22 protein-coding genes, 2 tRNA genes and 1 other RNA gene are annotated in these 18,725 nt (G+C 43.1%); 16 read left to right on the top strand and 9 right to left on the bottom strand.

All coding sequences use genetic code 11. The features are described 5' to 3' along the window. The first annotated feature begins 104 nt into the window (after nucleotides 1–104). The 5 genes from HYD_RS02010 to HYD_RS01990 all read left to right on the top strand — a co-directional run bounded on the left by HYD_RS02010 (nucleotide 105) and on the right by HYD_RS01990 (nucleotide 4,857). Nucleotides 105–998 (top strand): acetyl-CoA carboxylase carboxyltransferase subunit beta, encoded by an 894-nt coding sequence (locus HYD_RS02010; RefSeq protein WP_236864441.1) that lies wholly within the window; start codon nucleotides 105–107, stop codon nucleotides 996–998. Nucleotides 999–1,012: 14 nt separating this feature from the next. After that, entirely contained in the window at nucleotides 1,013–1,969 is a 957-nt protein-coding gene (thiL, locus tag HYD_RS02005) for a thiamine-phosphate kinase (protein WP_236864439.1), read from the top strand. Between the two features lie 176 nt (nucleotides 1,970–2,145). Further along, nucleotides 2,146–2,712 carry an OmpH/Skp family outer membrane protein gene (locus tag HYD_RS02000; protein WP_236864438.1) on the top strand — a complete coding sequence of 189 codons (567 nt, stop codon included), beginning with the start codon at nucleotides 2,146–2,148 and terminating at the stop codon, nucleotides 2,710–2,712. Between the two features lie 16 nt (nucleotides 2,713–2,728). Next, on the top strand, nucleotides 2,729–3,808 hold the full coding sequence (lpxD, locus tag HYD_RS01995) for a UDP-3-O-(3-hydroxymyristoyl)glucosamine N-acyltransferase (protein WP_236864437.1): 1,080 nt from the start codon (nucleotides 2,729–2,731) through the stop codon (nucleotides 3,806–3,808). After that, on the top strand, nucleotides 3,745–4,857 hold the full coding sequence (locus HYD_RS01990; RefSeq protein WP_236864436.1) for a type II secretion system protein: 1,113 nt from the start codon (nucleotides 3,745–3,747) through the stop codon (nucleotides 4,855–4,857). Before lpxD ends, HYD_RS01990 begins: the two co-directional genes overlap by 64 nt. Before the next feature lie 191 nt (nucleotides 4,858–5,048). On the opposite strand, the gene trmD is transcribed toward HYD_RS01990, so the two are convergent. Further along, nucleotides 5,049–5,783 carry a tRNA (guanosine(37)-N1)-methyltransferase TrmD gene (gene trmD, locus HYD_RS01985; RefSeq protein ID WP_236864435.1) on the bottom strand — a complete coding sequence of 245 codons (735 nt, stop codon included), beginning with the start codon at nucleotides 5,781–5,783 and terminating at the stop codon, nucleotides 5,049–5,051. Between the two features lie 186 nt (nucleotides 5,784–5,969). Between trmD and HYD_RS01980 the strand changes: the two genes are divergently transcribed. From HYD_RS01980 to HYD_RS01955, 6 genes are all read left to right on the top strand, one after another. Then, entirely contained in the window at nucleotides 5,970–6,311 is a 342-nt protein-coding gene (locus tag HYD_RS01980) for a hypothetical protein (protein ID WP_236864434.1), read from the top strand. A gap of 254 nt (nucleotides 6,312–6,565) precedes the next feature. Next, a complete protein-coding gene (locus HYD_RS01975) occupies nucleotides 6,566–7,018 on the top strand; it encodes a division/cell wall cluster transcriptional repressor MraZ (protein ID WP_236864433.1) in 453 nt (150 codons plus the stop codon). Nucleotides 7,019–7,143: 125 nt separating this feature from the next. Then, nucleotides 7,144–8,112, top strand: coding sequence for a 16S rRNA (cytosine(1402)-N(4))-methyltransferase RsmH (gene rsmH, locus HYD_RS01970; RefSeq protein WP_236864432.1), 969 nt, complete (start codon nucleotides 7,144–7,146; stop codon nucleotides 8,110–8,112). Further along, nucleotides 8,109–8,546 carry a cell division protein FtsL gene (gene ftsL, locus HYD_RS01965; protein WP_236864430.1) on the top strand — a complete coding sequence of 146 codons (438 nt, stop codon included), beginning with the start codon at nucleotides 8,109–8,111 and terminating at the stop codon, nucleotides 8,544–8,546. The genes rsmH and ftsL overlap by 4 nt, the downstream gene beginning before the upstream one ends. Before the next feature lie 315 nt (nucleotides 8,547–8,861). Beyond that, nucleotides 8,862–9,326, top strand: a complete 465-nt coding sequence (fabZ, locus tag HYD_RS01960; RefSeq protein ID WP_236864428.1) for a 3-hydroxyacyl-ACP dehydratase FabZ — start codon at nucleotides 8,862–8,864, stop codon at nucleotides 9,324–9,326. A gap of 79 nt (nucleotides 9,327–9,405) precedes the next feature. Further along, a tRNA-Ser gene (locus HYD_RS01955) sits at nucleotides 9,406–9,495 on the top strand. Between the two features lie 763 nt (nucleotides 9,496–10,258). Here the strand turns inward: HYD_RS01955 and HYD_RS01950 are convergent. From HYD_RS01950 to ssrA, 4 genes are all read right to left on the bottom strand, one after another. Next, nucleotides 10,259–11,257: a ParB/RepB/Spo0J family partition protein gene (locus tag HYD_RS01950; RefSeq protein ID WP_236864426.1), complete on the bottom strand. Its 999-nt coding sequence runs from the start codon at nucleotides 11,255–11,257 to the stop codon at nucleotides 10,259–10,261. Between the two features lie 180 nt (nucleotides 11,258–11,437). Then, complete coding sequence (locus tag HYD_RS01945) at nucleotides 11,438–12,130, bottom strand: ComF family protein (RefSeq protein WP_236865805.1); 693 nt, start codon at nucleotides 12,128–12,130, stop codon at nucleotides 11,438–11,440. 380 nt (nucleotides 12,131–12,510) lie between these two features. After that, nucleotides 12,511–12,909: a ClpXP protease specificity-enhancing factor SspB gene (locus tag HYD_RS01940; protein ID WP_236864423.1), complete on the bottom strand. Its 399-nt coding sequence runs from the start codon at nucleotides 12,907–12,909 to the stop codon at nucleotides 12,511–12,513. Between the two features lie 19 nt (nucleotides 12,910–12,928). Further along, nucleotides 12,929–13,298, bottom strand: a transfer-messenger RNA (tmRNA) gene (gene ssrA / locus HYD_RS01935). 202 nt (nucleotides 13,299–13,500) lie between these two features. Here ssrA and infC point away from each other — a divergent pair. After that, complete coding sequence (gene infC / locus HYD_RS01930; protein WP_272876436.1) at nucleotides 13,501–14,226, top strand: translation initiation factor IF-3; 726 nt, start codon at nucleotides 13,501–13,503, stop codon at nucleotides 14,224–14,226. Nucleotides 14,227–14,362: 136 nt separating this feature from the next. Here the strand turns inward: infC and HYD_RS01925 are convergent, their stop codons facing one another. Next, nucleotides 14,363–14,560, bottom strand: a complete 198-nt coding sequence (locus tag HYD_RS01925; protein ID WP_236864419.1) for a hypothetical protein — start codon at nucleotides 14,558–14,560, stop codon at nucleotides 14,363–14,365. 281 nt (nucleotides 14,561–14,841) lie between these two features. Between HYD_RS01925 and rpsM the strand changes: the two genes are divergently transcribed. The 4 genes from rpsM (at nucleotide 14,842) to rplQ (ending at nucleotide 17,216) form a co-directional block, all read left to right on the top strand. Further along, nucleotides 14,842–15,216, top strand: coding sequence for a 30S ribosomal protein S13 (gene rpsM, locus HYD_RS01920; RefSeq protein ID WP_236864418.1), 375 nt, complete (start codon nucleotides 14,842–14,844; stop codon nucleotides 15,214–15,216). 17 nt (nucleotides 15,217–15,233) lie between these two features. Then, entirely contained in the window at nucleotides 15,234–15,614 is a 381-nt protein-coding gene (gene rpsK / locus HYD_RS01915; protein ID WP_236864416.1) for a 30S ribosomal protein S11, read from the top strand. A gap of 66 nt (nucleotides 15,615–15,680) precedes the next feature. Continuing rightward, nucleotides 15,681–16,733, top strand: coding sequence for a DNA-directed RNA polymerase subunit alpha (locus tag HYD_RS01910; RefSeq protein WP_236864413.1), 1,053 nt, complete (start codon nucleotides 15,681–15,683; stop codon nucleotides 16,731–16,733). 69 nt (nucleotides 16,734–16,802) lie between these two features. Continuing rightward, on the top strand, nucleotides 16,803–17,216 hold the full coding sequence (gene rplQ, locus HYD_RS01905; protein ID WP_272876435.1) for a 50S ribosomal protein L17: 414 nt from the start codon (nucleotides 16,803–16,805) through the stop codon (nucleotides 17,214–17,216). Between the two features lie 590 nt (nucleotides 17,217–17,806). Here rplQ and HYD_RS01900 read toward each other — a convergent pair. From HYD_RS01900 to HYD_RS01890, 3 genes are all read right to left on the bottom strand, one after another. Beyond that, nucleotides 17,807–17,882 (bottom strand) — tRNA-Ala (locus HYD_RS01900). A 64-nt stretch (nucleotides 17,883–17,946) separates the two neighbouring features. Then, nucleotides 17,947–18,165 (bottom strand): translation initiation factor IF-1, encoded by a 219-nt coding sequence (infA, locus tag HYD_RS01895; protein WP_236864411.1) that lies wholly within the window; start codon nucleotides 18,163–18,165, stop codon nucleotides 17,947–17,949. A gap of 194 nt (nucleotides 18,166–18,359) precedes the next feature. Further along, nucleotides 18,360–18,533 carry a hypothetical protein gene (locus tag HYD_RS01890; protein WP_236864409.1) on the bottom strand — a complete coding sequence of 58 codons (174 nt, stop codon included), beginning with the start codon at nucleotides 18,531–18,533 and terminating at the stop codon, nucleotides 18,360–18,362. Nucleotides 18,534–18,725 lie beyond the last annotated feature (192 nt).

Here is an 18,725-nt window from a genome sequence, read left to right as displayed (position 1 = left end):
GCGCAGACAAAATATTGAAAACGTATGCAAGGTAAGTTAAAAGTTACCATTTGCGCGAAATATGGTATTTTAATGTTTAGATCACTGCTGTGTGCGGAGGAAGTATGAATTGGTTCACTCAATTGAGGCCAAAGATAAGGAGCTTTGTCAAGAAAAGCGATGTTCCAGACAATTTGTGGGCTAAATGTCCCGGATGTGAGCAGATGATTTTTAGCAAAGACCTCGATTCGCAGAGCTATGTGTGCCGTTATTGTCAGCACCATTTTCAAATTCCTGTTACTAAAAGAATGGCTATGCTTTTTGATAATGCAGAGTATTCGGTGTTGCCGATGCCTTCCGTTATATCGGATCCTATTCATTTTAAAGATCAAAAGCGATATGTAGATCGTTTAAAAGACGCTAGCGCTAAGTCTGGAAGTGGAGAAGCAATTACTGTTGCAAAGGGGTATATAAATGGCAGATTATGCATGGTTTCTTGCTTTAACTTCAGCTTTATCGGCGGGTCTATGGGTATTGCCGTCGGGGAAGCGCTTCTTATGGCTGCGCAAGAGTCTGTGTCTCTAGGAGCTCCTTATATAGTGATTCCGTCGTCTGGTGGAGCGCGCATGCAAGAAGGAATCCTTTCTCTTATGCAGATGGCAAGAAGCGTCATTGCTGTTATCAGGGTCAAAGAAAAAAAAATTCCCTTTATATCTGTGATGACTCATCCAACAACTGGAGGAGTTGCAGCATCGTTCGCAGCTCTTGGAGATATAATAATCGCTGAGCCGAACGCAATAATAGGTTTTACTGGTGCAAGGGTGATACAAGAAACACTGAAGCGGCCGTTGCCTGATGGGTTTCAAACGGCAGAGTTTCAAAAGGCACATGGGTTTGTTGATATGATAGTGCATAGAACGGAGCTAAAATCTGTAATAGGCAATATATGCAGTATACTGTGTCATGAAAGCGACAAAAGCGGGACGACATTTCTGTCTTCTCCTTCGGCCTTTGCCTGAACGCAAGTGTGAATATGAGGATTTCTGAAGATTTAGTGATCAACAGCATTAGGAAAAATTTTCCGCTTTATATTGGAGACGACTCTGCTGTGTTTGGAGGTGGCGCAGGAGAGAAAATGCTCATCAGCACAGATTCCCTGGTGGAGGGAGTTCATTTTAGGCTGCGTTACCATTCTCCTGGAAGTCTCGCCCGTAAAGCGCTACACCAAAGCATGAGCGATATTGCTGCCATGGGCGGGTGCCCAAGATTTTTATTGCTGTCCGCTTGTATTCCTCTAGATTTTCACGCGGAATATATGGACAAATTTATTACTAGCTTATGTTTTGAGTGCGAAAAAGCTGGAGTGTACATAATTGGTGGAAATACCACAAAGTCGTATGGCGGATTGAATATAAACTCTACTGTAATAGGGGCGCGCGGAGACAGTGTAACCGTGAGAAGAAGCGGCGCTTCAGTAGGAGACGTTCTCTGCTTCGTTGGGAATGCCGGGTTTGCTCATGTCGGATTTCTAGCTCTTGAGCAGAACAAAACTTCTGAAATATTCGATAAATTCAAAAATACATTTCTATGGCCAAAAGCCCTTGTCGATGAGGGCCAGTTTCTTGCTGGCGTTGCAACGGCGATGATGGATGTGTCAGATGGGATCTTTATAGATGCGGGGAAAATGTGCAATGAATCTGGAGTGGGCGCAATTATAGATGTTAGGTCTCTTCTATGTGACCTGGCGTTTCAGGAAGCCTGCGATTTTCTATGCATAAACTCTGAGTTTGCGTGCGTTGAGGGAGGAGAGGACTATGGACTTCTTTTTTCTGTTCCAAAAGCGCTTATCAAACAGGCTAGCAAGAATTTTGATAAGGCATTTGGTTATTGTTTTCGCGAAATAGGTACTATAAAAAAAGAATTGGGTGTGAAAATCGTCAATAACGGTCAGGACATCACAAAATTCATTCATCCATTTAACCATTTTTAATATTTTCAGCTCGACATATGATAAAGAGAGTTTTTGTGGCGCTGCTCATTCGTCGTATACGATTTTATAAAATATTTATTGCTTAAAATGGTATGTTTTTCGTACACATGAGAAGAAATTTGATGTACCATCGACGGTAGAGATTTTAGGCATTGTGGGTAGGAGATCCGCTTTATATGAATTTTGAGAGAAGTAAGTGTGGTTTTTGTTTAGTGGTTGCTGTGGCTTTTTCCTTTTGTTGGGGGCTGGTTGCGAATGCAGAAATACACAAAAATGTTGCTATTGTAGATGTGCAAAAGGCCATAGAAAACTGTGAGGCGGTGAAAAAGGTTACAGAAGTGTTGGAAGGGAAAGAAAAAGCGTATGAGCAAGAATTTGCAAAAATCCATGAGAACCTGGAAAAAGAAAAAATGCGGATAACGTCTCTTGGGAGCTCGCTTTCTGAAAAACAAATGCGCGAGAGGAAGTCTGCATTTGACCAAAAAGTTTCTCTTTTGAACAAAAAGGTTCAAGACAGTAGAGCCAAACTTCAAAAGGCCTATCAGGGGGTCCTTTTGCTTCTAAATGATAAAGTCTCGGGGATACTGAAAGAAATGGGACAGAAGCAAGACCTGTCTATTATAATGGAGAAAAGTGCGATTCTATGGTTTAACGATAAATCTGTAAAGGATATCACTCAGGAAGTCGTTGGTAAATTGAACGAGGTCTTGCCTACTATACCTGTGAAGCTTGATGAAAAATAGCCTGTAGGTAACTTCAATGTTTGCAAATGAAGATGATAGAGTAGAGAGCTCAATTGGTGGGCGTCACGTTGCTATTGGTGATATAGTCATTGAATGCGGAGATTTGGTATCGTCTTTTGTCCATCCAGAGGCGGAGAAGTTGACTGTGTGTGAGATAGCGCCTCTCGACAGAGCCGTAAGTGGTTCGGTTTCGTTCTTTGCTAAACAGTTTTTGCGCAATGCGAGGGTCGCCGACTCTATAAATAAAACGAAATCGACTGCGTGTTTTATTGATTCTGACAGCGCGCACCTTCTTCCAGATTCTTGTGTGCCGCTTGTGACGAAATTCCCGGTTGCTGGTATAAGAAAGGCGGCGGAAATTTTATACCCACAATTTTTTTATGAATGTAATTTTGCGGAATATAGCAGAATAGACGGAGCTCTTATTCATAGAGACTCTTGCTTGGGGAAGGGATGTAAGGTTTTTCCCGGTTCTATCGTTCATGGGCGTGTTTTTTTAGGAGAAGAGTCTGTTGTGGGCTCTCAATGTGTTATCGGTCCGAATGTAGAGACGGGGAGAGGGTGTGTGTTTGAGTCTTGCGCATCTGTTATGCATTCGTCTATCGGTGACAAAGTATACGTTAAACAGGGGGCTAGGATTGGCCAGAGCGGGTTTGGTTTTTCTGTGACTGGTGAGGCCCCGATAGATATACCGCACACTGGTATCGTGGTAATAAGAGATTGTGTGCAGATCGGAGCTGGAACGTCTGTTGACAGAGGCGTTTTTCAGTCCACTAGCACAACTATAGGCAAAAATACTAGGATCGATAACCTTACTCAAATTGGGCATAACGTTACGATAGGCGAAAATGTGATAATTGCCGCGCAGTGTGGTATAGCTGGCAGCGTTAAAATAGGGGATGGGTGCGCTCTTGGAGGACAGGTAGGTGTGGCTGGGCACATATCTATTGGGAGCGGGACCATGGTTGCTGCTAAAAGCGGGGTCATGAGGTCGTGTTCCGAAAGGAGTATTATTGCAGGGATACCAGCTGTGTGCGCGAAAAAATGGAGGCGGCAGGTTGTCGGTCTATGGAAGATGGCTTCCAGAGAAGTATAGCGTCAGATGCTGATATGACGATTGATAGAGTTTTGTTTTATATAGTATGCCTAGCAGCAGTTGTTGTACCATCAGGGTTTGTGTTGATCCACCTTTTGGTTTCTGGATGTCGTGTCATTAGCGGCCGGAGATTCAGATTCGTTTCTATTATCAGGCATACCTTAGGGATGTCGACTTGCCGTCGTTCTGAGGTTGAACATTTTGGCAATTCTGGGATGTCTCTGATAGAGACAGCTTTCGTTTTGGTTATAATGGGCGTTGTTATGGGAGCTGTAGTGTCTTCTGTGAATACATTCTATATGCAGATGAGAATTCGCAAGACGGAAGAAAATCAGGAAAGGATTGTGAGGGCTCTTGCGCACTTTTTTGCAAGAATGCAAAGACTGCCATGTCCAGCTGACCCAGCTGCTGTTGGAGAGGCTGTTGGACAGATGAGCACCGAGCAGCGCTATATTGGTATTGTTCCGTTTAAGACAATAGGAGTTCCAGAGAGGGTTGCAAAAGATGGTTTTGGGAATTGGATGACTCTGTGCATTGATCCGTCACTAACATACTACATCCCGACGCCAAATAAAAAATCTTTCTGTGAAGATTTTTTCCCTAAAAATGGATATACAAAAAGTGCGCGACGTCCCTGTGCGCTAGATATCAGAGATGGAAACACGGAATCTGTAAACAAATATGTTTGCGCAAAAACTGTTGGAGGAGTTGCTGTTGTCCTTATAAGTCACGGGCCTAAAGGAGCTGGCGCTTTCATTGGCGGAGCTGGTAGAGCCAGAAAGCCAATCTCCAGCGGATATAACAACTGCAAAAAACAAAATTGCAAAGACGATTTGTTTTTTTGTGCAAGGCCCAGGGCTGGGGACAATGGTGCCTTTGACGATATAGTGAAATTTTATACTCGCGGTGATTTATTTTGCTTAGCCGGTATAAAATGCGGAGACGCTATTTTTGATGACCCTGAAAAAAGCGTCCAGGAGAAAACTTTTTCTCCGAGCGATTCTTTGAATGGTTACGAGAAAAAGTATGACTCGAACCAAAATTGGTGACGAAATTTATGAAAAATTTTGGATGAATTTCTAATAGCGGCATCGGTATGGCGGAATCGGTGTACGGGGCGCTATCGATGTGGAAGTATGCTGTACGCATTTTGCATTTTGCGCATCTCCATCAATTATGAAAATCTTGTTTTTCTTCTGGGTTGGGTGTCTGAATGCGGTTTTGTTTGAATACGAGTTTTTTATTTTTCGCATAATAGCAGGTCTGGCCGCTTTTCCTCCGTTCGTCTTCGCGCTTCCTGCTCTCTCCAAAGTTTTATAGTAGCGTGATTTCCTGACAAGAGCTCACTTGGAACGGCTTTTCCATTCCAAATGTGTGGGCGCGTATAGTGTGGGTGATCCAATAGGTTTTTTGAAAAGCTTTCTTCGCCTATGGAATCTATATTACCAAGAACTCCTTCTATTAGCCTAGCGCACCCTTCTATCATCGCTATTGCAGCAATTTCTCCTCCGCACAGGACTATATCTGTCAGACTGATCTCTTCAAGCTGGATGCTGTTGCCGAAATCATCATTTTTCCCATACGACCAGTCATCTATAACCCTCTGGTCAACTCCCTCATACCTTCCGCATAAAAATACAAGAGGCCTCATCTCATCTGCCCACGTCCTCAGGATATGTTGCTTTACTGTTGCTCCGCTCGGAGAGGTGAAAAGTATACGGGGCGATTTTAAACCTTTTATAGCGCTTTTTAATGCTTTATCTACAACATCTGGCCGCATTACCATTCCTGGTCCGCCTCCATAGCTTGTATCGTCTACAGTCTTGTGCTTATCGCTCGCAAAGTCTCGAATGTTAACTGTGCTAATTTGTATAAGCCTATTTTTTATTGCATTCCCTATAACAGAAAATCCAAGAGGCCCCGGGAACATTTCTGGAAACAGAGTTACTATACGTATTTTTAGAGAGTCATTCATACGCGGCGTTCGTTTGACGATATGTAAATAGCTTTATTGCGATTATACTTTTTTGCAGTTTTGCGCGCTACGCAAGCACCGATAGTAATATTTTATTTTTACATTAAGTATTAGGCGCGTATTAATTTAATTTTTATAAAGAATTGCTATGATTTTTAGACGTTGTTTTATTTTTGATTGAAAAATATGTTTATATATATAATAGGTGCCGCAATGGTCTTTATAACTTTATTGTCAGAAGTAGCCAAAGCTCAGTATATAAGCGGTCAAAAAGGCTATAGCTTTTCTAGGGTTCCAAGGTTTGAGCATTATGAGCAGAAAAAGGTTGACAAACGTGTAGAAAAAAGAGCTCTTGATAATTTCCTCAGAAAACAAGCGATGGAGCGGCGCAGGAAAATTGATGCTATGGCAATAAAAGCGTTTGACAATTTTCAGCGTACTGGCAATTTGTTTGGAGGAATAGATTCGTCGGTTTTGCAAGAAGAAGGATATTCCTCAGATACAGAAAAAGAAGAAAATGTTGTATAGCAGTGATATCCATTATTTCCATTATTAATAAATAATTCGAGAAAAAGCTCGTGTCAATTGTGTAGTTTATATGGCTGCTGTTTTTTCACGCTTACCTATCGTTTACCTGATTGGCCAGGTGTTTGAAACTTTTTCTAATAAGAATTTTGTCGAAATTAGTATAATTTCCATAAAATCCCATTGACTCCCTTTTAATCCCATGGTATCCCATTCTATAGTGGGTCTTTGTGCTTTAGCTTTGATGGGGGGTGGATGTGTCTGGTGTGTTTCTCTCTACCTTTCGAAATAAGCTGGACAAGAAGCGGAGAGTTTCTGTGCCTGCCCAGTTTCGGGCGGTTCTTTCGTCTCAAAATTTTCAAGGGATAGTTGCGTTCCGGTCACTTGTTCTTTCTGCAGTGGAAGGGTTCGGTATGGACAGGATGGAAAAACTCAGCGCGCATATGGATAAGCTAGACCTATTTTCTGATGCTCAGCAAGACTGGTCTGGCATTTTTGCCGACTCGCATTCGTTGTCGTTCGACGGAGATGGGAGGATCGTGCTACCAGAAGTGTTGTGCGAGCATGCTTTTATAGAAGATGAAGTGATGTTTGTTGGGTGTGGCCCGACATTCCAAATTTGGAGTCCAGAGAAATTTGATGAACATATAAAAAACGCGCGAGAACGACTTCGTACTAAGAGCAAAACGTTGATAGGAGCGCTTTCGTGATGGCGCTTGGTGGAGGTGTTTATGGAATATGGTGACAATGGAGTTTTGATGAGATTGTTGTGTATTGATTTCAGTTTCTCATGTTGCTGTCGCTGCGTGTGTAGCGAGAGCTTCGGAGGCTGAATATGAACCACATTCCAGTTATGTTGAAAGAAGTTTTGGACCTTATGTGTTCAGACGAAAAAAGCTCTGAGGGTTTGTTTTTAGACGCTACATTTGGTCGCGGAGGGCATACATGTGCGCTTTTGGAGAGGCTTCCAGGATGTAAGGTTATTGCCATAGACAGAGATCCTGATGCGATATCATATGGGCAAAGATATTTATGTGATAAGTATGCAGACCGGTTGAAATTGGTACACGGGTGCTTTTCAGATATGATGACTATTCTGTCTGACATGCTTGGAGAAGATGCCGGCGCTTTATTTTCTGGCGTTCTCATGGATCTAGGTGTCTCGTCAGCGCAGATAGACTCTGCTGATCGTGGCTTTTCTTTTATGCGTGACGGTCCGCTCGATATGCGAATGGGAAAAAACGGCAACACTGCCGCAGATATAGTGAACAGTTGGAGCGAGAAAAATCTGGCCGATCTCTTTTTCAATTATGGTGAAGAGCGCCATAGCAGAAAAATTGCGAGAAGGATTGTTTCTGAAAGAAGGAGGGCACCTTTTTTTTCTACAGGGCAGCTAGCGCACGTGATTAAAAGCGAAATAAAATTTTCCGGAAGGCTGCATCCGGCTACGAAAGTTTTCCAAGCTCTTCGCATAGCTGTGAATGACGAAATGAACGAGCTTAGCAAGGCGCTTCCACTTGCCAGCTCTCTTTTGACCCTTAATGGGTGCATTGTCGTTTTGTCTTTCCATTCTCTTGAAGATCGTATAGTTAAACAATTTTTTAGATCCATAAGGTCTTCTGGTGAAAAGAGGGATAAATACGAGAAAGAAAGCGCTGGGGAAGATGATGTTGGCTGTATCAAATTCAAGGTGTGCTCTAAGCCAGTCGTTCCTTCTGATGAAGAAGTGCGAGAGAATCCTCGTTCGAGGTCAGCGAAGCTAAGGTGGGCCATAAAAGTGTGTGATGGGAGGAAAAAACAATGAGAGTTCTGTTACTTATAGTTCTGGCGTTGGCTGGGTTTTCTGGTGGGTTTCTCTTTTACGTTAAACACGAGGTGTTAGCTCTAGAGAGTAACATAAAAAACATGCATACTATGATCTCTAAAACGCGTGAGAATATAGGAACTATGCAGGCTGAGCTTGCGTATCTCACTAACCCTAAGCGAGTTGCGAAATTGTCTAAAAGGTACCTTGCAGATGCGCGGCCTGTGGAAAATAGCAGGGTTCTTAGCGTTGGAAATGTTCGAACGGTGAGCACTATTTCTGGTTCTGACGACAAAGCTAAATCCTCAGAGTCCCATCTCGAGTCCGCGGAGGAAGAAGAGCTTTTAAATGAGCAGGGGTGCGGCGATAGCTCAAAAGAAGCTGGAAATGAAGATATCGGAGAAAAAAGTGCTCGCAGAGGCAGAGGTAGGTAACCCTTGTTTTTGGGAAACGTCTCTTTTGTTTCTATTTCATTAATGGTGGTTTCGACTTGCGTGGCCTTCTTCTTGTAAGATTTCGGTCGACTCTTTTGATTGGCGTGATTGCATAGGCGTTTTTAGTATTTTTGCCATAACTTGGAAATGGTATCAATGCCCTACGACTGGGAGCGAATTTTTGTACAATGCCAATAGTCTATGGAAATTTTCATAAAAATGATGTTAATTTATAATACCTGTTTGTGTTTAGCGTCGGTTCTTTGGTGGAAGTGGCTTGGCTTTATGCTACGATTGTAGGAGGAGGAAGTTCTTATGACTGAGAAAAGTGATGTTGTTGGCTTATCTTTTAATGTAAAGGACATAATGGGAGCCATACCGCACAGGTATCCGATGCTTCTTATAGACAAAATAGAGGAAGTTGTTCTTGGTGAGAGTGCTGTGGGGGTAAAGAATGTCACTTCCAATGAGCACTTTTTTGCTGGCCATTTTCCTGGAGAGCCAGTTATGCCTGGAGTGCTTATAATAGAGGCTATGGCGCAGACGGCAGCGGTTTTGGTTATGCGGACTTTGGGTATTACGGAAAAGAATCACCTAGTGTATTTTATGTCTATATCAGACGCTAGATTCAGAAAGCCTGTATTTCCTGGCGACACAATACGTCTTTCTGTTAGCAAGGAACATTGCCGAGGGAGTGTTTGGAAGTTTTCCGGTATGGCGCTTGTTGACGGCTCTATAGTGGCACAAGCTGTTTATACAGCTATGATAAAAAAGAGGTGAGATTGGCAAATTACGAACGACGGTCTGTTTTTTTGTGTATTGAGAACTTTTCAAATTCAATCTAAAATTAACGAGCGTTGGAGAGGTGGCCGAGCGGCTGAAGGCGCGCGACTGGAAATCGCGTATACGCTAAAACGTATCGAGGGTTCGAATCCCTCCTTCTCCGCCATGAAGTTTTATCTGTTATTTTGTGTGGCAGAGTCTGTATGGAGAACACTTGAAAAATAAAGAATGAGCGTGTTGTTTTTTGTGACATAAAGATAGGCTCTCGGAGCGAAATTTATGTGTGGTTCTTATCAAAAGGCGCTATTCTTGTGTTCGGTTGTGTTTGGTGCGAATGTTTGTTGCTGTTTTTAAAAAGAGCTAAGTAAGAAAAAGCGCGCCTTTGATCGGCGCGCTGGTTTGTTTTTGAAACGACGTGCTAAAAGAATCGTGAAATCTTAGTTTGCAGGTACTTGTCCTGATTGCTGCAGGCATTGGTTGAGGTTGTCCTTGCAGGAAGTTCCGCAATTTGTAAGAGTTGAGGCACATCCGTTGAGGCACCCTGTTTGGTTTTTAGAGCAGTTTTGTTTACATGATGTAAGCGCTGCATCGCATTGACTTGGTCCGGCGTTGTTAGCAGTAGGTTCACCTTCGGCGAAAGAAACTCCACCAAATCCGAAAATAACTGCCAGCACCGTAAGTAAGTATTTATTCATTGTTTTCTCCTTCTATAGTTGGAGCTTAAGCGAAAATCTTTTATAAGCTCACCCTAAAATGATTAGGTATGCTAATTCTATAATATCTCAGTTAAAAAGCGGTAAATACTTAAGGTTTTACTTTATTTATGGCATTATCGAAGATAGGCGCTGTAAAACAAAACAAACAGCTGAGCGTAGGCGCAAATCAAGCGCACACAGCTGCCCAAAAAAGGCCTCTTTGCTGCGTGTTTTCTATGCAGAGTCAATGGAGGAGTTTAGTTTTCGCATAAATTCATCAAGCTCGTCTGCGGTCTTTATTATAAACGTCACCCTGCATTTTTTGATATCAATTATAACAGGTAGGCCAGTTAGTTTGGCGAGCTGTTCTGCGCATACCTGAGCTTCTTCCTCATCTCCTGTGGATTCTGCCCATAATCCTGCGTTTATTGTTTGCTCGTTGAAAAGCTGTGCTTTTTCGGATCGGATTACTCCGTCTTGTTTTTCGCTATGTACTGAACGCGTGTTTTCTGTGGAAATTTTTGTATGCGCTAGATTCTTATTGGATTTTCTTCTTTTTTCTCGGACGGAGCGGAGGCGCTCTTCTGTTTGGCGGACGGTCCAATTATTTCGCAATATTTCGTCAGTTATTTTTTCTGGGTCATTTGCGCTGACGAGTACTTTTGCGTGGCCTGTTGATAGTTTTTCATCACGAATAAGGAGCTGTATGTTTGCTGGAAGTGATAGAAGTCTTAGTATGTTTGTAAGGTAGCTCCTGCTTTTTCCTATCCGTTGGGCGAGATCTTCTTGTGTGTAATTAAATTCTTCTATCAGGCGTTTGTACCCAAGAGCTTCTTCTATTGCATTCAAGTCGTCTCGCTGTACATTTTCTAGTATTGCAACTTCCAGAGACCTTTTGTCATCGAGTTCTATCACCCTACAAGGAATTTTGTCTATGCCTATGCTTATAGCCGCTCGCAGACGGCGTTCTCCGGCTATGAGTTCGAAAAGGCCGTTCACTCTGCGCACTAAAAGTGGCTGCAGTACTCCGTTTTCCTTAATGGACAAAGCAAGCTCTCCAAGAGAAATTTCGTCGAACGTTGAGCGCGGCTGGTTAGGATTTGCCTTTATTTCATCAGCAGATACCAGCATGAGTTTTTCTGAATCAAGCAGTTCTTCTTCCTCATCGTTGAAAAGCGCGGATAGACCGCGTCCAAGAGCTCGTCTTTGTCCTTGATGTTTTTGATCACTCATGTACTGTGTATGTTCATTATCTGGCCGACTAAGTATAAGGCATGACAGAGATCGCTGCAAACGCAACACTAGTGACCCGGTTTAGGCAATGCCATGCAACTTCAGAGAACATTTTGAGATAATGTTAGCTGTTTTATGGGGTTATGAGATGCAGCTTTGATGAACTTGTTTTTCTTTATCTTAAATTTTGAGTTTTGTCGTTTTTGCCAGAGTTACGGCGATTATTTTTTTTGCTCCTGTGAGTTTTAACGCTTCTGAGCATGCGTTTATTGTTGATCCTGTGGTATATACATCGTCTACTAGCAGTATTCTTGCTTCGCTTATCATCTTGGAACTCGATGATTTCACAGAGAAGGCTCCTGCAACATTTTTTTCTCTCATATGCGAGGTTAAGCTGCCTTGTGATGGAGTTTTTCTGTTTCTAGTCAGAGAGTCTATTAGTATTGGGATTCCCAGGAATCTTGATAAGTGTCTGGCTATAAGAGCGGATTGGTTAAAGCCTCTTTTGGATACTCGAGTCCAATGAAGCGGAACTGGAATTATATAGTCAACTTTATGAGCTATTTCTAGAACCATCGGAAGCATAATTTCTGCGATAAACATAGCGGAAGAATTGTCTTTCCTATATTTCAAGCTCAAAACCAATTTGCGAGCGCTTCCTCCATAGCTTAGGAGAGATCTGTGTTTATCGAAAACAGGAAGCCCTGACATGCAGCTTGTGCACAGGTCAAACTGGTCTGTTTTGTCAAAGGGAGAGCCGCATATCTTGCACATAGGGGGTCTTATAAACAGTAACCTGCTCCAGCATTTTGGGCATATGCCGTCCCACTGTACCACCTCTCTGCAGCACTGGCATTTTTTTGGAAATACCATGTCGATAAATCTATCAATGTTTTTTGCCAGATGATGTGGGCTGAATACGTTAATCAATGCGCCAGAGATTGCTGGCAATGCATTTTTTGCCCGCGAGCAAGGGTTGTTGGTAGCGGTTTTGCAAAGGTTTATTTCTTTAATCATTCTGTTCTTTCCAATTATTTAATCTGCCGGAGCTTGCTATTTCTGTCTGTTGCCGTTCAGTCTACTCTGTTAAACGTGCACTCAAGTATAATGGGTATAATGCAAAAAGGGGTTTGATGCAAAGACTTTTAGTGGCAAAGACTGGAATGAGCTTAATGAGCCGCTGGAATCTAGCCAAAAGTCGCCATGCGCGAGGCATTAACTAACGGATGTGTATGGTTTTCTGTCTTCAGGCTTTACTTGGAGCTCTTGAATCTCTCGAACGGGATAACATTATCTCCAAGAAACGGGAACTCTGGAGGTTCAAATTGAAGTGCAAATTCTGCCCCAGGGTCAATGAAGGTTCTTACTGCCTTGAACGGTATCACAAAAAGTTGGCGGTTGTTATTTACGAGAAGCTCCACGGAAAACAACTCATCGTCTACAGAGAGATTCCAAAAATCATCATAAATAGCTATTTTTATCTCGTCGTCGCTTGACGCAATATCTCGAGGTACTTTTACTTTTGGATAGTTGATAGAGAAGGAAATATACAGCTTGTTTGGAGGAGAAATACCGCTATCTCGCGCCTCTCTCAGCGCTTGTCGCACAACGCTTCTTTTTCCATCTTCGAGCCATTCGACGTAATTAAACACAACTATCCCCCGACTATTAGGTAAGGGGCTTCTGTTGCTCGGCGCCCCTTAAGCCGCTAGTTCTTCGGAATCCTAAGCTACCCTTACGCAGCAGCAGCTAACTGGACACCAGAGATTTGATTGGCAAATCCGCCAAACGAATCCTTAAAAGAACTGAATGCATTTATTGTTTTGGCATTCAACTTTATAGCCCGATAACGACGGAACAATCTCGGACGAAAGCGACACCTTTACTCCGCATGTCGATCCTATGTCGCCCCCATAACTGGTGGAGGCGCCGGGCTCTGCCCCCGGGTCCATTACGGTTATTACGCGCAACGTTTATCGTCATAGCCAGGCTTCCGCCTGACATGCAAATTTTAACTGGCGACAAAGCTAATAGCAATAGTGTTTATATTTTATCATTGTTTGTATGGCTATTTTGACCTTGTTTCGTTGAGCGCATTGTTATGGACGACTCATTTACAGCTACTGTTTTGTCCGATTTTGCGTCTAGAGTGAACTTTATTCGAGGTTTTATGCAGAAACTGATAAATAAAGTGTGTACAGAGATTTTTTATCTTCGATCCTATTGATGAGCGAGATTATTTTGTGCACAATCGTATAATCGTTCGCATCGTTAGAGGGGATTGGTTGGAGAAAAAGCAGGGTAGAGAGGTTCGAGTCAACAGTATGATTCGCGCTGAGAGAGTTCGTATGATAAACGAAAGAGGGGAAGTGGAGGGAATTTTTTCTCTTCATGATGCTCTTAGGATCGCGAAAGGCAGAGGGCTTGATCTTGTGGAGCTTAGGCAAGACCCAGGAGTGTCCGTTTGTAAGATGGTTGATTACGGGAAGATGCGCTACCAGGAACAGAAGAAGAAGAGCAAAAACAAAAAGGCGCAGCAAATTGTTAATGTTAAGGAGATACAACTTCGCCCGACCATACAAGAGCACGACTATAGAGTTAAAATTTCTCATGCAGTGAAATTTTTAGAAAAAGGTGATAACGTTAAGGTCAGCATGCAGTTTCGCGGCAGAGAGATAGCTCATCAAGATGTGTGGAAAAAGCTGCTCGACAATGTTGTCAGGGACCTGTCTGTTGTTGGAAAGCAAGAAGGCGCAGCAAAACAAGAATCTAAGAGGGTTTTGCTTATATTTTCTCCTATAAAACAAGTGCATTCGGCGTCTTTATCTGCAGGTTCTTTAGATTCTTCAGCTTCTTTTGGTCATGCATCTGGTAAAGTGGCTGATGGCGGGACCTTTGCAGGGGGTTCTGATGAACGATGTGGAGAAGATTCGGTTGAGTCTGATAGCTCAGCTGATGATCTTGGCTGATCTTTCAGGACCGAGAGTGTACGGTATATTGCGGGTACGCGTGTGTGTTGTGATTGGTTTTGCTTCTGTGTCGCCATGGCGCTTTTTTCTTGGCTAGACAGTTGTGTTGGTTTCGCGGTTTTTTAATCGCTCTTTCCTAGACCCTTGTTCCACTCCTACCGGGGTCTTTTTCGTCGTCATTATTTGTTTTTTTATCAGTTTCTAGAAAGTGCTTTGCTGTTGGTTTTTTTCTGGAGTTAGAATAATCCTTCAGACAAAACGCTGGATCTGGTATAACGGCAAGAAAACACAGTATAACTGCCGATATCGCAAATATTGATTTAGAAAATTTCATGATAATCTCCAATATACGCGATGGATATGCTAATGCTATCAGTCAAAGATAAAATTTTTATCTAAGATTTTTTGAACTGCGGCGTGGAGAGGTTATTTTTTCTGATTTGGAACTAATTTTGGTTTGTGTTTGGCTGGCAGAGCCGAGGGCTTCGCATAGGGGCGCGGAATATTTACCTAGCGCGTGTGTAAATAGGTACTGCTATTACTTGTCGAAGCGTATTTACACAATTATGTCCGCAATGTATAATCAGCGCATTGTGTAGTGTATTGAATGGTGTTATGGCTCGCATAGCTGGTGTTAACATACCCACAGGTAAAACTCTTAGGTATTCATTGGCTTACATATATGGAATAGGGCGCGTCAACGCGCTTGAGATATGTGAGAAGGCTAATATATTAGAGACCAAGAGGGTTTATGATTTGACCGATGCGGAGGTTCTCAGGATACGTGAGATAATAGACCGCGATTATAAGGTAGAGGGCGTTTTGCGGAGTGAAATCGCTATGAACGTTAAGAGGCTGATGGATCTTGGTTGTTATCGCGGGCTTCGTCATAGGAAAAGTTTGCCAGTTAGGGGGCAGCGTACTCATACCAACGCGAGAACTCGCAGGGGTAAGGCGAAAGCTCCTATCGCAGCTAAGAAAAAGCAGTAGAGGAGATTTATAAATTTATGGCAAGAGAAGGTGGTCGCAGGCCTAGCAGGACTGTCGTTTCGGGTGTTGTGTATATAACGTCTACTTTTAACAACACTACTATATTAGTCACGGATGTGCAGGGCAATGCTCTTGCTTGGTCTACAGCTGGTCTTGTCGGATTTTCTGGGTCTAAGCAATCTACGCCTTATGCTGCGCAGATCGCAGCTGAGGATGTTGCGAAGAAGTTGCAGCCGTTTGGAGTTAAATCGCTCGAGGTTCTCATGAAGGGTCCAGGAAGTGGCAAAGAAGCTGTGGTTCGTTCGTTGCACAGTGCTGGGTTTAATATAAGCTCTATGCGCGATGTTACTCCTATGCCGCATAATGGGTGTAAGCCCAGGAAGCAACGTCGTATATAACTGATGGATTAGTGGTGGTTGGTAGTGTGTTGAGGGGTTTTGTTTTGTGTATTCTAGGGAGTTGTCGTGATAAGTCGTAATTGGGAGAGCCTCATAAGGCCTTATAAGGTTGCTCTTGAAAGAGAGTCTGACTCGAGATTTTGTGGAACGGTCGTTGTTGAGCCTTTAGAAAGGGGCTATGGTCACACCATTGGAAATACGTTGCGCAGGGTATTGCTTTCAAGTATACAGGGCGCAGCGGTTACTTCTGTGAAGATAGATGGTGTGTTGTCTGAGTTTTCCGGTATACCAGGAGTGCATGAGGATGTTACTGATATCGTACTTAACCTGAAGCTGCTTAGGTTCAAGATGCATGGTGCTGGGCCTAAGAAAGTTAGGATTTCAGTTAAGGGGCCGTGCGTGGTGACTGCTGGGATGATATCTTCAGATGAAGGGCTGGAAGTGCTGGAGCCTATGCAGAAGATTTGTTCGATTGACGAGACAGGGTCCATTAATATGGAAATTACGGTAGATAAGGGGCGTGGGTATTTGTCAGCGGAAGCGGCCTCAGAGTTAGTTGTTGGACATAGGGCGATTGGTGAAATTCTTGTTGACGCTCATTTTAGCCCGGTGAAAAAAGTATCTTATAGTGTGGAGCAGACAAGGGTTGGCCAGATGACAGATTATGACAGGCTTTTCATAAATGTTGAAACGGATGGATCTATCACTCCCAAAGAGGCTGTGAGCGTAGCGGCGTGTATTTTGAGGGATCAGTTCGCTGTTCTTACTAGTTTTGGCTCGTCGACTGTCGAGAAGGGGGTTCAGGGAACTGCTTCTTCTGGCGGAGATATGAATAAAGCGGCGCTTCTTAGGTTGCTGTCTAGGAAAGTTAACGATCTTGATTTGAATGTTAGGTGTTTGAATTGTCTGAAAAACATAGATATAGTGTACGTTGCAGATTTGGTAAAGCACAAGGAGTCTGATTTGCTTAAGACTCCTAATTTTGGGCGAAAGTCATTAAACGAGATAAAGGAGAGGCTTGCTGAGCTGGGGCTATCGCTCGGTATGGAGGAGGTCCCTGATGTTTTTAGCGACTCGGAGACTGATAATTCGTTAAAAGATGGTGCTCGTTTGCTATAGGGGATTTTGGTTTCGCTTGTTTGTGGTTGAGGCGTCGTTGGTTGTTTTTTTGAGTGATCGGGAGTTGGTATGAGACACGGTGTTGCTGGTAAAAAGTTTGGCAGAAATGTTGGTCAGAGGAAGGCTTTGTTCTCTGGGTTGGTGAATTCACTCATCATTTCTGAGAGGATAATTACCACTGTTGAGAAGGCAAAAGCGATAAGGCCTATTGTCGAGAAATTGGTTACTATAGGCAGGTCTGGTACGTTGCATTCTAGGCGCCAGATTTGGTCTTTTCTGAGAAATTGGGATGCTCAGAAAAAGCTTGTCGATAAGATTTGTCCTATGTATTTGGGGCGGCCTGGAGGTTATACGCGCATAGTTAAAGGTGGTTTTAGGTATGGAGACAATGCTCGTGTAGCCGTTATAGAGTTTGTCGGCTCGTCGTCTGATGTGGATGCTGGTTCCGGTATCGGTCAGTCGGGTAAAAAGATTGTTTCCTAGGGCTTTTTGCACACCGTGAAGGAAAGAGATCGGGGTTAGTTAGTTTTCATGGCGCGTTAGTGCGTGCAGGGTTCTTTTTCTGGAGAGGTGGCGCTTGGGTTTCGTTAGGTTTGTGCTGGCCTCGTGTATGAGCCGTTTTGAGGCGGGTCCTTTTTCTAGTAAGACCGATGTTTCTGATTCCGGGTCTAGGATCAGCTGTTTTGTTTGGAAGCATCGCGTCAGCAGTGCTTTGGGTTTTGTGTGTAGGCTGTGCGGCTTGGTTTTCGTGGCGCGTTAGTGCGTGCAGGGTTCTTTTTCTGGAGAGATGGCGCTTTGGTTGCGTTAGGGTTGCTTCAGTGTGCGGTTTTTTCTGTGAAATGAGGGAAAAATGCTCTGATCATTCAAGTTTTATTTGTTAATTAGCGAAATAAAACTAATAAAACGGGATAAAAGTATAATATGTTTACTGTTTGCAGTTGCTAGCCATGCGTTCTTACCTGTTTATGCTGACTATAATGTTAGGCATGTCAGCGTGTGGAGCCGATTCCAATTTTCTAGGAAAGATTTATAGGAAAAAAACGAAAAAAACTCTATATTAGTGAAAGTGCCGCTGGTGGAGCTGAGGGGAGTCGAACCCCTGACCTCGCCGATGCGAACGGCGCGCTCTCCCAACTGAGCTACAACCCCTAAACTTATACAGCAAAAACCGCTGTAGTTAACGCGATACAATAAAGCGCAGAACAACAAACAATCACTTCTCGCGGAAACAAATCCGTCCTTTTGTTAGATCATACGTCGATATTTCAACCTTAACCTTATCCCCAACCAGTATGCGAATCTGATTTTTTCGCATATTTCCAGAAACATAAGCGGTTATTAAGTGTCCATTCGTTAGCTGGACGCTGAACTGAGCATTAGATAAGCTCTCCAATACAACTCCGAACGCGACTATTATATCTTCCTTAGCCATAGAAAACACCAAGACTCCACGCACGCATTCTATTCTTAAATCTTTTTATTGTCTATATCATCTGTGCTTGTTATGCGGAGCGAGTCTAATTTTTATTTTTGGTGTAAGAGTTAAACGCAGAGCTATGCTTTTCTTTTCCTTCAGGTGGTCTGCCACAAAGCAATAGTTAGCGTTTGTTTTCGCTGCCGCTTAAATCATTGATTGCTGTCATCTTTTTCTACTCGTTCTATTTTTACTTCCCGTGAGCTGAGCTCTATTGTGTCAGTCTTCTTCTCATATATGGTGCCTTGAGGCTTTGACATTAAAAATGCCCTTCGCAGCTTATATGCGATTACCAATAAAAGGGCAAAAAGAAAAAGCAGACCCATACCAGCTCCAGACGTTGCTCGAATATAAACAGCGGTAGTGACATTTTCAAATGGCGCCTATCTCACCAACGCATCAATATGATATTCCGAGCTTGGTGGGTTTGGAAAGGGCGGCTCTTTAAATATGCGGGGTGGCCACCATGAAATGCTATGGATACGGACTTTAATACTCGATATATAAAGACTTTCCTT

It is taken from the genome of Candidatus Hydrogenosomobacter endosymbioticus (assembly GCF_021654655.1).
In the GTDB taxonomy this organism is placed as follows: Bacteria; Pseudomonadota; Alphaproteobacteria; order Holosporales; family GW7; genus Hydrogenosomobacter; species Hydrogenosomobacter endosymbioticus.
Note: the sequence above shows the minus strand (reverse complement) of the source record. Positions and strands in the feature narration are given on the sequence as shown.